This is a genomic window from Halosimplex carlsbadense 2-9-1 (assembly GCF_000337455.1).
GTDB lineage: Archaea > Halobacteriota > Halobacteria > Halobacteriales > Haloarculaceae > Halosimplex > Halosimplex carlsbadense.
Window position 1 is genome coordinate 22,388 of the sequence record NZ_AOIU01000026.1, and the last position, 13,078, is coordinate 35,465.

12 protein-coding genes are annotated in these 13,078 nt (G+C 67.8%); 9 read left to right on the plus strand and 3 right to left on the minus strand.

All coding sequences use genetic code 11. From position 1 onward, the window contains the following. Positions 1-36 precede the first annotated feature (36 nt). Together C475_RS24350 and C475_RS10690 are read right to left on the minus strand one after the other, a co-directional pair. Entirely contained in the window at positions 37-192 is a 156-nt protein-coding gene (locus tag C475_RS24350; protein ID WP_006883842.1) for a hypothetical protein, read from the minus strand. Then, positions 192-986, minus strand: coding sequence for a DUF7839 domain-containing protein (locus C475_RS10690; protein ID WP_006883843.1), 795 nt, complete (start codon positions 984-986; stop codon positions 192-194). The genes C475_RS24350 and C475_RS10690 overlap by 1 nt, the downstream gene beginning before the upstream one ends. A gap of 111 nt (positions 987-1,097) precedes the next feature. Between C475_RS10690 and C475_RS10695 the strand changes: the two genes are divergently transcribed. The 3 genes from C475_RS10695 to C475_RS10705 all read left to right on the plus strand — a co-directional run bounded on the left by C475_RS10695 (position 1,098) and on the right by C475_RS10705 (position 3,145). Continuing rightward, a complete protein-coding gene (locus C475_RS10695; protein ID WP_006883845.1) occupies positions 1,098-1,769 on the plus strand; it encodes a GNAT family N-acetyltransferase in 672 nt (223 codons plus the stop codon). A 64-nt stretch (positions 1,770-1,833) separates the two neighbouring features. Further along, positions 1,834-2,535 carry a metallophosphoesterase gene (locus C475_RS10700; RefSeq protein WP_006883846.1) on the plus strand — a complete coding sequence of 234 codons (702 nt, stop codon included), beginning with the start codon at positions 1,834-1,836 and terminating at the stop codon, positions 2,533-2,535. Between the two features lie 160 nt (positions 2,536-2,695). Beyond that, entirely contained in the window at positions 2,696-3,145 is a 450-nt protein-coding gene (locus C475_RS10705) for a CBS domain-containing protein (RefSeq protein WP_006883847.1), read from the plus strand. A gap of 25 nt (positions 3,146-3,170) precedes the next feature. On the opposite strand, the gene C475_RS10710 is transcribed toward C475_RS10705, so the two are convergent. Then, positions 3,171-4,433, minus strand: coding sequence for an NAD(P)/FAD-dependent oxidoreductase (locus tag C475_RS10710; RefSeq protein ID WP_006883848.1), 1,263 nt, complete (start codon positions 4,431-4,433; stop codon positions 3,171-3,173). A 138-nt stretch (positions 4,434-4,571) separates the two neighbouring features. On the opposite strand from C475_RS10710, the gene C475_RS10715 reads away from it, so the two are divergent. From C475_RS10715 to C475_RS10745, 6 genes are all read left to right on the plus strand, one after another. Further along, positions 4,572-5,768, plus strand: coding sequence for a threonine synthase (locus C475_RS10715; RefSeq protein ID WP_006883849.1), 1,197 nt, complete (start codon positions 4,572-4,574; stop codon positions 5,766-5,768). Between the two features lie 326 nt (positions 5,769-6,094). Then, positions 6,095-8,821, plus strand: coding sequence for a DNA-directed DNA polymerase (locus tag C475_RS10720; RefSeq protein WP_006883850.1), 2,727 nt, complete (start codon positions 6,095-6,097; stop codon positions 8,819-8,821). A 158-nt stretch (positions 8,822-8,979) separates the two neighbouring features. Further along, positions 8,980-9,894 (plus strand): ABC transporter ATP-binding protein, encoded by a 915-nt coding sequence (locus C475_RS10725; RefSeq protein WP_006883851.1) that lies wholly within the window; start codon positions 8,980-8,982, stop codon positions 9,892-9,894. Between the two features lie 45 nt (positions 9,895-9,939). Beyond that, positions 9,940-11,370, plus strand: coding sequence for a Fe-S cluster assembly protein SufB (sufB, locus tag C475_RS10730; protein ID WP_006883852.1), 1,431 nt, complete (start codon positions 9,940-9,942; stop codon positions 11,368-11,370). A 241-nt stretch (positions 11,371-11,611) separates the two neighbouring features. Continuing rightward, entirely contained in the window at positions 11,612-12,700 is a 1,089-nt protein-coding gene (gene sufD, locus C475_RS10740; protein ID WP_006883854.1) for a Fe-S cluster assembly protein SufD, read from the plus strand. A 104-nt stretch (positions 12,701-12,804) separates the two neighbouring features. After that, positions 12,805-13,017 (plus strand): hypothetical protein, encoded by a 213-nt coding sequence (locus C475_RS10745; RefSeq protein WP_049930455.1) that lies wholly within the window; start codon positions 12,805-12,807, stop codon positions 13,015-13,017. Positions 13,018-13,078 lie beyond the last annotated feature (61 nt).

The following is a 13,078-nucleotide window of genomic DNA, read 5'->3' on the forward strand; positions in this document are numbered from 1 at the left end:
CGACGGAAACCGGAAATACGACCCCGGAGAGGGTTTCTACTCGTCTTCGGCGGCCTCGCGCAGGTCGGCGAGGTGGTTGCGAACGACGCGCAGTGTCGCGTCGGCGTCGGCGTAGCCGTCGTCGTATTCTGAGAGCGCTGCGTCCGTCTTGTCGAGGAACTCCTCGACTGCGGTTTCGATATCCTGGGTCATCATCGTACCTCGTAAGAGACGCCGGTGTCGCGGAGGGCGTCGGTCACGCGGCCGACGCCGTCGGCCATGGCGACGACGACCACCGAGAGGCCCCGCGAGGCCGCGTCGGCCGCCACTTCGCCGGCGGCGAAGTAGGTCGCGGGGTCCACGTCGACCGACCGGAGCGCGCCGACGGCTTCGACCCCGGAGGCGACGACGAGGTCGGCGTCCGCGCAGGCGCCGGCCAGGTCGTCGAGGCGGTCGTCGTCGGGGCGGCCCGAGCGGATCGAGGGGACCTGGAGGACGCGCACCTCGCCGGGGTCGAGGTCGATGACGCCCTCGAAGCCAGTGACGCCGACGACCTCGCCCGCCGCGGCGTCGGTGGTCGCGACGCCGGTGGCCGCCTCGTTCCCGATCGCGTGCCCGTCGGGATCGAGGGGCGTGGCGTGCTGGAGCCCCTCCCGCATCGACAGCGAAACCGTGTCGCCCTCGTCGATTGCGTCGGTGGCGACGGCGGCGTCCTCCTGGACCGACCCGAGCACGTCGTCGGTGACGTGCTCGGCGAAGCGGCGCACGTCCGCGGCTGCCTGAAGGGTCCAGTCGACGCCCTCGGTGGTGACGCGGTACCGGGAGCGGCCCTGCTTCTCGACGAGGCCGTCCTCGACGAGGTCGCGAATGTACTCGCTGACGGCCTGGCTGGTCACGCCGACCGCCTCGGCGATCTCGCCCTGGCTGACCGCCGGCTGGCGCTCGGCGATCTCCACGAGGACGCGAAAGCGGGTCGCCGCGCGCTTGTTCGCGAGCACATCGACCATACTCCCGTCTGGGGACCCCGCCGGTATAAATCTCCCCGCCGTCGGTCGGCCCCTGTCACGCCCTCCCACTCACGGGAAAGCGCTTTTCCGCTGGGCCGTCCCCGTCGGAGTATGTCCGATCTCTTCCCCGAACGCATCGAGACCGAGCGGCTGGTCCTCGAAGCGGCGACGACCGAGACGGTCGACCCGCTGGATCTGTACGAACACACCCGCGAGGACGCCCCGCACATCGACGAGATCACCGAACACGTCACCTGGGACCCCCACGAGACGCCGAAGGAGACCGCGGAGTTCCTCGAACTGGTCACCGACGAGCGCGAGAGCGGCGAGGGCGCGACGTACGTGATCCGGCCGAAGCCCGGTGAGGAGAGCGAGGCGCGGAGCGCCTCGGAAGAGTCGAGCGGCGGTGTACCGCGAGACCGCGCCGGCGAGTTTGCCGGCCTCACCGGCATCGGCGTCGACTGGGACGCGAAGACGGCGACGTTCGGCGCGTGGCTCCGCAAGCCGTTCTGGGGTCGGGGCTACTCCGGCGAGCGCGCGGCGGCCCTGATGGACGTGGCCTTCGACCGCCTCGACCTCGAAGCGGTGGTCGTGGCCGTCCACGAGGGCAACGAGAAGTCCCGGAAAGCCGTCTCCCGGTACGTCGAAGCCCACGGCGGCCGCCGCGAGGGCCTCTTGCGGAACTTCGAGGTGAACATGGACGGGTCGGTCGCCGACGTGCATCGGTTCACTGTCACTGCCGCGGAGTACCGGGCTGCGACCGCAGACGAGGACACGGAGTAGCGAGTCCTCCGTCCTGTCGCCCGGTGCGTCAGGCATTTGTCCGCGCGCCGCCGAGAGTCGAGCGATGGACCCGACGTACCGCGACCGGGCGGCGTACATCGACGGGACGCTCGTCGTCGCGGACACCCACTTCGGGAAGGGCGAGGCCTCGACCGTCGAGTTCCCCATCGGCGCCGGCGAGGACTGCGTCGAGCGCCTCGCAGGCCTACTCGACCGGTTCGATCCCGACGAGGTGGTCCTCGCGGGCGACGTGTTCCACTCGTTCGACTACGTCCCCGATGCCGCCGACGAGGCGCTGTCGGGCGTGGTCCGGGCGGTGCGGGAGGCCGGCGCACGCCTCGTCGTCGTCGAAGGCAACCACGACACCATGCTCGGCGCGGCCTACTCGGGGGAGTTGCACGACGAGTACGAACTCGACACGGACGGCGAGGAGACGGTCGTGGTGACCCACGGCCACGAGGAACCGAACACGCCGGCCGACGCCTACGTCGTCGGCCACGACCACCCGGCCATCGAGATCGAGGGGCGAAAGCGGCCCTGCTTCCTCGTCGGCGACGGCGCCTATCGCCGCTCGGACGTGCTGGTACTGCCGTCGTTCAACCGCCTCGTCGAAGGCGTCTCGGTCAACGGGCGGATCGGGACCGCACGACCGGAACTGTCCCCGGTCGTCACCGGCGTCTCCCAGTACCGCCCCGTGGTGTTCGACGAGGAGAGCGACGAAGCCCTGACCTTTCCGCCGCTCGGGCAGTTCTCCCGGATGCTGTGAGTTACCACTACCGATCCACGATAAGTCACTTTCGACTGCCGTAAGTGATCGATCATTTCGTTCCGGGGACTTTATGACGTTTTTCGCCCATGGATAATAGGTTATCTAGGATGTATGTCCATGAAGATTAAGTAGCGTTGTTTGGTAGTGTGTGACACATATGATCGAGACGACCGTGGAGACCGTTACGACCCCGACTACGCCGACGATCGACCCCGAGACGCCGGTGACGGAGGCCGCCGAGCGGTTGCGGACGACCGAGGTGTCGGCGCTGGTGGTGCTCGATTCGGGGACCGTCGTCGGCGTCGTCACCGAGGGCGATATCGTCGCGCTGGTCGCGGAGACCGGCGAGCGGCCACCGGTGCGGGCGATCATGTCGACGCCCGTGACGACGGTCGCGTCGGACGCGACGGTGTTCGAGGCCGCCGAGCGGATGCGGGCCGCCGGCGTGAAACACTTGCCCGTCGTCGACGACGGCGTGTTTCTCGGACTGGTCTCGGCGTCGTCGCTGGCGCCGTACTGCTCGCGGCACAACGTCGCCGTCGAGTGGGAAGACGACCCGCTTCGCGTCGACGGGTCCGGCACCACCGGCGTGACCGCGGGCGACTGAGCGAGCCGACCGCCCAGTCCTCGGCTCAGATATCGTCGGAGACGGTGTCGGCCGCCACCTGCCCGCTCTCGAGCGCGCCCTGGATCGCGGACCACTGCGTGTAGTCGCCGGCGAGGTAGACTGACCCCTCGGGGGCGTCGACTGCGGGCAGCCCGTCGCGGAAGCCCGGCGGCTGGTCGAACTGGGCGAACTCGATCCGGTCGGTCGCGAGGAGTTCGAGGTCGTCGAATCGGTGTTCGGGGTACCAGGTGACCAGCGCGTCGCGGACGGCGGTCGCGAGTTCCTCGTCGGAGCGGTCGGGCACGCCGAGCGTCGTCGCCGAGAGCAGGGCGTGGCCGTCGGGCGCGTACTCCGGCGCGACGGTCGAGAGCGGGGCGACCGTGTTCGGATAGCTGTCGACCGCGTTGAGGACGAGCCGGTGGCCGGTGTCGAGCGACCGATGTTCGCGGGTGCGGAAGTACTGGGTGACGCAGCCGCGCGCGTCGGTCGGGACCGACTCGACGCCGGTCAGTTCTCGGGCGCGCTTCGGGTCGGTCGCGACGACGGCGGCGTCGGCGTCGACTGTCTCCGGCCCGGCTTCGACGGTCGCCTCGCCCGCGGCGCCGTCGACCGCGGTGATCTCGGTGCCGGTCTCGATAGACACACCGGCCTCGCGGGCGCGGGCAGCGAGCTGGTCGGAGATCGCGCCCATCCCGTCGGCGGGGACGGCCGTGGCGCCGCGGGAGAGCATCGAGAACGTGTAGCGGAAGACGCCGGCGTCGGTCGACAGCGAGCGGTCGAGCGTGATGCCGCCGTAGAACGGCGCGGCGAAGTTCTCGACGAACTTCTGGGAGAACCCCTTCCTGTCGAGGTACTCGCGGATGCTCTCGGTCGGCCCGTCGAGCAGGCTCTCGGGGTCGGCGTTACCGAGTTCGCGACGCAGCTGGAGGACGCGGATCTTGTCCGTCACGGTCACGTCTGGGTTGAGCGCCGATTCGATCACCGAGAGCGGGGCCCGGAACGGGTCCGCGAGCGTCGAGCGGTGGTCCGGGCGGGCGATGGTCGCGCCGGGGGCGAAGGTGCGCAGGTCCAGCGCGTTGAGGTCGAGTTCCTCGCGGACCGCGGGGTAGGCGGTGAACATCACCTGAAAGCCACGGTCGAGGGTGAACCCGTCGACCTCCCGCGAACGGACGCGCCCACCCAGTTCGTCGCGGCGTTCGAACAGCGTCACGTCCGCGCCGTCCCGCGCCAGGCGTCGCGCGGCGACCAGGCCAGCCAGTCCTCCGCCGACGATGACGACCTCGCTCATACCCCCTCCTTCGGCCCGACCCACTAAACGCCCCCTGTCTCGGCCCGACCCCCGCGGACCCCGGCGCCACGGACTCGTTCGCGTCCGCGGCGGGCGCGAACGAACAGTGCTTAGTCGGTCCGAGCCTGCGGGCCCGATATGGACACGACCACGTCGCTGGACGGCCTCGTCTGCGTCGACTGCGCGACGACCCACGACCCCGCGGCCGCCCCGCGCCGGTGCCCGGACTGCGGCGGCGTCCTCCGCGCGAGCTACGACGCCGCGAGCGCCGGCGTGACCCGCGAGTCGCTCGCCGGAGCCCGCTTCGACGGCCTCGCCCGCTTCGGCGACCTGCTGCCGTTCCCCGCCGAGGCCCTCGTGACACTCGACGAGGGGACGACGCCGCTGATCCCCGCGCCCGAGTTCGCCGCGGAGCTGGGCGTCGGCGCCGTCTACGTCAAAGACGAGGGCGCGAACCCGACCGGTACGACAGCCGACCGAGGCACCGCCTTCGCCGTGACCGCCGCTCGCGACCACGGCGCCGAGAAAGTGGCCCTGCCCACCACGGGCGACGCCGGCCAGAGCGCCGCCGCCTACGCCGCCCGCGCCGGCCTCGACTCGGAGGCGTTCGTCCCGACCCGCTCGACGTTCGTCGCCAAGGCCATGACCAACGTCCACGGCGGCGACATGAGCGTCGTCGAGGGTCGCTATCCCGACGCCGTCGACGCCTTCGAGGGCGCGATGAGCGACGAGGACAACGCCGGCTGGCACTCGCTGGCCCCCTTCGACACCCCCTATCGCCACGAGGGCGCCAAGACCCTCCTGTTCGAGGTCGTCGAGCAGCTCGACTGGGAAGTCCCCGACGCGGTCGTCCACCCGACGGGTCACGGCCTCGGCGTCGTCGGCAGTCACCTCGCCGCCGAGCAACTGCAGGCGGCCGGCCTCGTCGACGACGCGCCCGCGCTCCACGTCGCACAGCCCGAACACTGCGCGCCGGTCGTCGCCGCCGACGATGCCGGCGACGACGACACCGAAGAGTGGGAGCGCCCGGACACGCTGATCGGTGCGCTCGAAGTGCCGGACCCGGCCGGCGGCGCGCTCGCGCTCGACGCCGTGCGCGACACCGGCGGCTGGGCCGTCGGCGCGAGCGACGACGACGCGCTGGAGGCCGCGGTCCAGCTCAACGCCGGAGGTATCGAGGCGAGCGCGACGGGCGGCGTCGGCGCCGCGGCGGCCCGGGAACTCGCCGACGGCGGCCACCTCGGGAGCGACGACACGGTCGTCCTCGTCAACCCCGTCGCCGGCGCCAAGGAGAACGACGTACTCCGCAGCCACCTGATGCGAAAGGGCGTCTGAACGGATCGAGACGGCGGGATTTTCCCGGTGGCGCGCGCTGTCGAGCGGTGCGAGGCACGGCGGTCGGGGCGCCCCGATCCGAATCGCGTGGGAGCGAGGATCCTGCGGACTGTGCGAGCGGGCCCTGACCCGCGAGCAGACGGCTGTGGCGCGAGCGGGTCGGGGGCGTTCAGCGCCTGCGGTCTCGGTCGCGTGCGGTCGCCGTCGTTCGCCGTCATTCCGCGACTCGTTCACCCGAGCCAACCGGGACGCTCGCACGCGAATCGACCGCGACGGATCCCGGATACCGCGACTATTTTAGTCGGGCCCCGCCAAGCCCGACCAACATGGAGCAAACGGAGTTCGGGGACTTCGGGGCCGGCGACGACCGGCCCGCCGACGAGGCCGAGGCCGTCGCCGGCGACGGGACCGGCGTCGAGGCCGCCACGGTCGTCGACGCCGACTCGGTCCGCTTCCCCGACGCGCAGGGATCGGTCACGCTGACCGTCACGCAGGTGGACTACACCGTCGAGTACAGCGGCGACGACGAGTTCCCCGTCGTCCACGTCTTCGGCCGCCGGGAGACCGGCGCCGACGGCGAGGACCCGGAACTCGAACACGTCGAGGTGTACGACTTCGAGCCGTACTTCTACGCCCCGCTCGAGAACGTCGACGACCAGCGCATCGCAGGCTACGACGGCCTCGTCGACTACCGCGAGACCGACGAAAACGGCGACCCGTTCGAGTCCATCCGCGGCGAGCGCCTCGCGAAGATCATCGGTCGCACGCCCCGGGACGTGGGCCAGATCCGCGACGACTTCGAACACTACGAGGCCGACATCCTCTTCCCCAACCGCCTGCTCATCGACAAGGACATCGAGAGCGGCGTTCGCGTGCCCGAACGGCGCACGGAGGACGGCGCGATCCGTATCCCCCACCAGGAGGTCGAGGCCGTCGACGACAACGCCACGCCGCGGGTGAACACCTTCGACATCGAGGTCGACGACCGCAACGGGTTCCCCGAGGACGGCGACGAGACCATCGTCTGTCTCACCTCCCACGACTCCTACGACGACCAGTACATCAACTGGCTCTACAACGCCCCGGACGGCGTCGACGGCCCCGCGGCCCTCGAAGCGTACGATCCCATCGAGGACGACATCGACGCCGAGGTGCGCGTGTTCGACTCCGAGCCCGAGATGCTCGACGCGTTCATCGAGTACATCGAAGAGACCGATCCGGACCTCCTGACGGGGTGGAACTTCGCGGACTTCGACGCACCCTATTTCCTCGACCGCGTCGAGGAGCTGGCGGGACCGAACCACGACTACGACCTCGATATCGATCGCCTCTCCCGGGTGAACGAGGTGTGGCGCTCGGACTGGAACGGCCCGGACATCAAGGGCCGGGTGGTCTTCGACCTCCTGCGGGCGTACAAGAGCACGCAGTTCACCGAGCTGGAGTCGTACCGACTCGACGCCGTCGGCGAGATGGAACTCGACGTGGGCAAGGAACGGTACACCGGCGACATCGGCGACCTCTGGGAGGACGACCCCGAGCGCCTGCTGGAGTACAACCTCCGCGACGTGGAGCTGTGCGTCGAACTCGACCGCAAGCAGGACATCATCGCCTTCTGGGACGAGGCGCGCAAGCTCGTCGGCTGCAAGATCGAGGACGCCCCGACCGCCGGCGACGCCGTCGACATGTACGTCCTCCACAAGGCCTACGGCGAGTTCGCGCTCCCCTCGAAGGGCCAGCAGGAGGCCACCGACGAGTTCGAGGGCGGCGCCGTCTTCGACCCGATCACCGGCGTCCGCGAGAACGTTTCGGTGCTCGACCTCAAGTCGCTGTACCCGATGTCGATGACGACCATCAACGCCTCGCCGGAGACGAAGGTCGACCCCGATGCCTACGACGGCGAGACCTACCGCACGCCCAGCGGCGTCCACTTCCGGAAGGAACCGGACGGCATCATCCGGGAGATGGTCGACGAGCTACTGTCAGAGCGCGAAGAAAAGAAGGCGCTCCGAAACGACAACGACCCCGGATCGGAGGACTACGAGCGCTACGACCGGCAGCAGGCCGCCGTGAAGGTCATCATGAACTCGCTGTACGGCGTGTTCGGCTGGGACCGGTTCCGCCTCTACGACCGGGCGATGAGCGCCGGCGTCACCTCCACGAACCGGGAGGTGATCAGCTTCACCGAGCAGGCCGCCAACGAACTCGACAAGGAGGTCATCTACGGTGACACCGACTCGGTGATGCTCGAACTCGGCGGCGACACGCCGAAAGACGAGGCCATCGAGCGCTCGTTCGAGATCGAGGAGCACATCAACGGCCGTTACGACGAGTTCGCGCAGTCGGAACTTAACGCTGATTCGCACCGCTTCCAGATCGAGTTCGAGAAGCTCTACCGGCGCTTTTTCCAGGCGGGCAAGAAGAAACGCTACGCCGGCCACATCGTCTGGAGCGAGGGCAAGGACGTCGACGACATCGACATCACGGGCTTCGAGTACCAGCGCTCGGACATCGCGCCGATCACGAAGGAAGTGCAGTTGCAGGTCATCGAGATGATCGTCCACGGCGAGGATCTGGAGGACGTGAAAGACTACGTCCACGACGTCATCGAGGACTTCCAGAACGGCGAGGCCAGCCTCGACGACATCGGCATCCCCGGCGGCATCGGGAAGAAGCTCGACAACTACGACACCGACACCGCGCAGGTCCGCGGCGCGAAGTACGCCAATCTCCTGCTTGACACCAACTTCGCCAGCGGGTCGAAACCCAAGCGGGTCTACCTGAAGAAGGTCCATCCCGAGTTCTTCCGGGAGGTCGAGGACGAACTGGACCTCGATCCCGCCGAGGACGTGCTGTACGGCGAGTTCAAGCGCGACCCGGACGTGATCTGCTTCGAGTACGCCGACCAGGTGCCCGAGGCCTTCGAGGTCGACTGGGACAAGATGCTCGACAAGACGCTCAAGGGGCCCATCGCGCGCGTTCTGGAGGCGCTCGACATCTCCTGGGAAGAGGTCAAGAGCGGCCAGGAGCAGACCGGCCTCGAGAGCTTCATGTAGGCCGGACCTGCGCCGAGTGCGGGACCGTCCGGACCGGGCGCTCGGCAGGCCCCGAATTTGTTCATACCACAAATTGACTTCCTGTTTCGGAAAAGTCCGTCGTGGAAACTCGAAACTATTATCAGCGATAGGACCGTGTTTTAGGATGACCGAAACACATGGCTGTACTCGAAATAGACAACCTGCAGGCGAAAGTCGCAGAGGACGGCGGAGAGCAGATCCTCGAGGGCGTGGATCTCGAGGTCCAGTCGGGCGAGATCCACGCGCTGATGGGTCCGAACGGCTCGGGCAAGTCGACACTGGCGAAGATCATCGCGGGCCACCCGGCCTACGAGGTGACGGGCGGCGACGTGCACCTCCACATCGAGGAGGACGAGTTCGAGGACACCGAGATCCCCGCGGATCTGCAGACGTGGGATCTCCTCGACCTGGAACCGAACGAGCGCGCGGCGCTGGGCATCTTCCTGGCGTTCCAGTACCCCGCCGAGATCGAGGGCGTCACGATGGTGAACTTCCTCCGGACGGCGCTCAACGCCAAACTCGAGGAGCGCGCGGAGCTCTTCGAGGACGACGAGGAGGAGGCCGAGGCCGAAGACGACGAGGACGAGGGCTACGAGACCTCCCCGATGGAGGGCCCCGCCGACGAGGGCGAGGTCGGCGTCGCGGAGTTCCAGGAGATCCTCCAGGAGAAGATGGAGCAGCTCGACATGGACGAGAAGTTCGCGAACCGCTATCTCAACGCGGGCTTCTCCGGCGGCGAGAAGAAGCAAAACGAGGTGCTCCAGGCCGCGATCCTCGAGCCGAGCATCGCCGTGCTCGACGAGATCGACTCCGGGCTGGACATCGACCGCCTGCAGGACGTATCGAAGGGTATCAACGCGCTGCGTGACGAGCAGGGCGCGGGCATCCTGCAGATCACCCACTACCAGCGCATCCTCGACTACGTCGAGCCCGACCACGTCCACGTGATGCTCGACGGCAAGATCGCCAAGTCCGGCGGCGCGGAGCTGGCCGAGACCCTCGAGGACGAGGGCTACGACTGGGTTCGCGAGGAAGTCTACGAGGCGGCCTGACGTGCACAGCCTAATACGGCTACAGACCAAACCTACAATACAACAATGAGTTCAGATCAAGACCATCTCAAGGAGACCGACACCGAGGCCCGCTTCGAGTTCAAGAAAGAGGAGAACTCGGCCTTCGAGACCGAGAAGGGACTGACCGAGGAGACGGTCCGTCTCATCTCAGAGGACAAAGACGAGCCCGAATGGATGCTCGAGCGCCGCCTGCGCGCGCTCCGGCAGTTCCAGGAGATGCCGATGCCGACCGACTGGCCGGGCCAGCCCGACCTCTCCGAGGTCGAGATCGAGGAGATCGTCCCCTACATCCGCCCGGACATCGAGACGCGCGGCGGCGCCGAGGACTGGGAGGACCTGCCCGAGGAGATCCAGGACACCTTCGACAAGCTGGGCATCCCGGAAGCCGAGAAGAACGCCCTCTCGGGCGTCGGCGCCCAGTACGAGTCGGAGATCGTCTACCAGAACATGCAGGAGCGCTGGGAGGAGAAGGGCGTCATCTTCTGCGACATGGACAAGGCCGTCCAGGAGCACGAGGAGATCGTCAAAGAGCACTTCATGACGAAGTGCGTCCCGCCGAGCGACAACAAGTTCGCCGCGCTCCACGGCGCCGTCTGGTCCGGCGGTTCGTTCGTCTACATCCCGGAGGACACCACGGTCAACATGCCCGTGCAGGCGTACTTCCGGATGAACTCCGAGGGGATGGGCCAGTTCGAGCACACGCTCATCATCGCCGAGGAGAACTCCGAGGTCCACTACATCGAGGGCTGTTCCGCCCCGAAGTACTCCGCCTTTAACCTCCACAGCGGGGGCGTCGAGGTGTTCGTGGGCGAGAACGCACACGTCCAGTACTCGACGGTGCAGAACTGGTCGAAAAACACCTACAACCTCAACACCAAGCGCGCCATCACCGAGGCCGACGGGACCATGGAGTGGGTCTCCGGCTCGATGGGCTCGAAGGCGACGATGCTCTACCCGAGCACCATCCTCAAGGGCCCCGGCGCGACCGACAACCACATCACCATCGCCATGGCCGGCGAGGGCCAGGACATCGACACCGGCGCGAAGGTCTACCACAACGCGCCCGACACGAAGTCGACCATCGAGTCCAAGTCCATCGCCAAGGACGGCGGCCGCACCAACTACCGCGGCCTGGTCCACATGGCCGACGGCGCGGAGAACGCCTCCACGTCCGTCGAGTGTGACGCGCTCATGTTCGACAACGAATCGACGTCGGACACGATGCCGTACATGGAGATCCAGGAGAACAAGGTCGACGTGGCCCACGAGGCGACCGTCGGCAAGATCGGCGACGAGGACGTGTTCTACCTCCAGAGCCGCGGTCTGGACGACGACGACGCGAAGCAGATGATCGTCGCCGGCTTCATCGAGCCGATCACCGAGGAACTGCCCATCGAGTACGCGGTCGAGCTCAACCGCCTCATCGAACTGGAGATGGAGGGCTCGCTCGGGTAACCCCCGGTGCATACAATGAGTACGCAGCTACACGCGAACCTCACAGAGGCACAAGTAGAGCAGATCAGCGAGGAACTCGGCGAACCGGAGTGGCTCCTCGAAACGCGCAAGGAAGCGCTGGCGGCGCTCGACGAGCTGGACATGCCGGACGTGATCNGAGCAGATCAGCGAGGAACTCGGCGAACCGGAGTGGCTCCTCGAAACGCGCAAGGAAGCGCTGGCGGCGCTCGACGAGCTGGACATGCCGGACGTGATCACCACGCCCGGCCCGCGCCACTGGACGAACCTCGTCGACCTCGACTACGAGTCGCTCGTGGACCCCCTGGAGTGGGAACAGGAGAAAGACCGCGTCGAGGCCGAGGGCGCCGACGTGCTGGCGTGGGACGAGGCCCTGGCCGAGCACGGCGACCTGATCGAGGAGCACTTCGGGAGCGTCGTCGACCCCCAGCGGGACTTCCTGACGGCGCTGTCGACGGCGCTGTTCTCGGCCGGGACGCTCGTCTACGTCCCCGAGGGCGTCGCCGCAGAGGACGTGAAGATCCGAACGACGATGAACAGCCGGTCGCTGTTCAACTACACGCTCGTCGTCGTCGAGGAATCGTCGTCCGCGACGATCCTCGAGCGCCAGACGACCGGTGAAAACGTCGAGGGCGACCAGTACTACTCGGGCGTCGTCGAAGTCGTCGGCGGCGAGAACTCGAACGTCCAGTACGGGACGCTCCAGAACCTCGCCGAGGACACCTACAACTTCCAGGTCAAGCGCGGCCACACCGCCGACCACGGCACCGTCGACTGGATCGAGGGCAACATCGGCTCCCGGCTGACCAAGTCCAGCGTCGAGACGCGCCTGCTCGGCGAGGGCTCCGAGTCGCAGATCGTCGGCGCCTTCTTCGGCCACGACGACCAGCACTTCGACATCAACAGCCGCGTCTGGCACGAGCACGAGCACACCACGGCCGACCTCGTCACGCGCGGCGTCCTCGACGACGACGCCCGCTCGGTCTACGAGGGCGTCCAGGACGTGGGCACCGACGCCTGGGACACCAACTCCTACCAGCGCGAGAACACGCTGATGCTCAGCGACGATTCGGAGGCCGACGCCTCGCCGAAGCTGATCATCAACAACCACGACACCGAGGCCAGCCACTCCGCGACGGTCGGCCAGGTCGACGCCGAGGAGCTGTTCTACATGACCTCCCGCGGCGTGGACGAGAAGCGCGCGAAGGACATGCTCGTCGAGGGCTTCTTCGTGCCCGTCCTCGAAGAGGTCGCGGTCGACGAACTCCGCGAGGACATGGACGAGCTGATCGTCGAGCGCCTGCAGGGGTAGCGAACCCCGTTTTCAGTCCGCCTCGGCGACGGTCGCTCCCGTTCCCGGATTTCGAAAACGCGCCCGTCGTTTAACTACGGCGGTGGCGTGATACACACCACAGCATGCGTCCACTGCACTTCGTGCCCCTCGTGGTCGCGTCCGTCGTTCCGCTGCACACGGGTCGCCCCCACGTGGTGACGGATTCGGTCCTCGGCGTGGCGGTCGGCGTCGCCGTCGTCGGACTGTACGTGTTCGCGCTGCGCTGGGCCGGTGACGACCGGACAGACGGCGGCGACGACGGGGCCCGGAACCGAGAGAGTCGGTCCAACCGGTGAGCCCGCGCCGGACCGCGAGCGCCCCGAGCGTATCCGTCCACCGACGGTGCCGAGGGAAGGA

What these genes read in the sequence shown, in the direction of transcription:
- C475_RS24350 (WP_006883842.1), bottom strand. Translation starts at nt 192, where the DNA reads ATGACCCAGGATATCGAAACCGCAGTCGAGGAGTTCCTCGACAAGACG.
- C475_RS10690 (WP_006883843.1), bottom strand. Translation starts at nt 986, where the DNA reads ATGGTCGATGTGCTCGCGAACAAGCGCGCGGCGACCCGCTTTCGCGTC.
- C475_RS10695 (WP_006883845.1), top strand. Translation starts at nt 1,098, where the DNA reads ATGTCCGATCTCTTCCCCGAACGCATCGAGACCGAGCGGCTGGTCCTC.
- C475_RS10700 (WP_006883846.1), top strand. Translation starts at nt 1,834, where the DNA reads ATGGACCCGACGTACCGCGACCGGGCGGCGTACATCGACGGGACGCTC.
- C475_RS10705 (WP_006883847.1), top strand. Translation starts at nt 2,696, where the DNA reads ATGATCGAGACGACCGTGGAGACCGTTACGACCCCGACTACGCCGACG.
- C475_RS10710 (WP_006883848.1), bottom strand. Translation starts at nt 4,433, where the DNA reads ATGAGCGAGGTCGTCATCGTCGGCGGAGGACTGGCTGGCCTGGTCGCC.
- C475_RS10715 (WP_006883849.1), top strand. Translation starts at nt 4,572, where the DNA reads ATGGACACGACCACGTCGCTGGACGGCCTCGTCTGCGTCGACTGCGCG.
- C475_RS10720 (WP_006883850.1), top strand. Translation starts at nt 6,095, where the DNA reads ATGGAGCAAACGGAGTTCGGGGACTTCGGGGCCGGCGACGACCGGCCC.
- C475_RS10725 (WP_006883851.1), top strand. Translation starts at nt 8,980, where the DNA reads ATGGCTGTACTCGAAATAGACAACCTGCAGGCGAAAGTCGCAGAGGAC.
- sufB (WP_006883852.1), top strand. Translation starts at nt 9,940, where the DNA reads ATGAGTTCAGATCAAGACCATCTCAAGGAGACCGACACCGAGGCCCGC.
- sufD (WP_006883854.1), top strand. Translation starts at nt 11,612, where the DNA reads ATGCCGGACGTGATCACCACGCCCGGCCCGCGCCACTGGACGAACCTC.
- C475_RS10745 (WP_049930455.1), top strand. Translation starts at nt 12,805, where the DNA reads ATGCGTCCACTGCACTTCGTGCCCCTCGTGGTCGCGTCCGTCGTTCCG.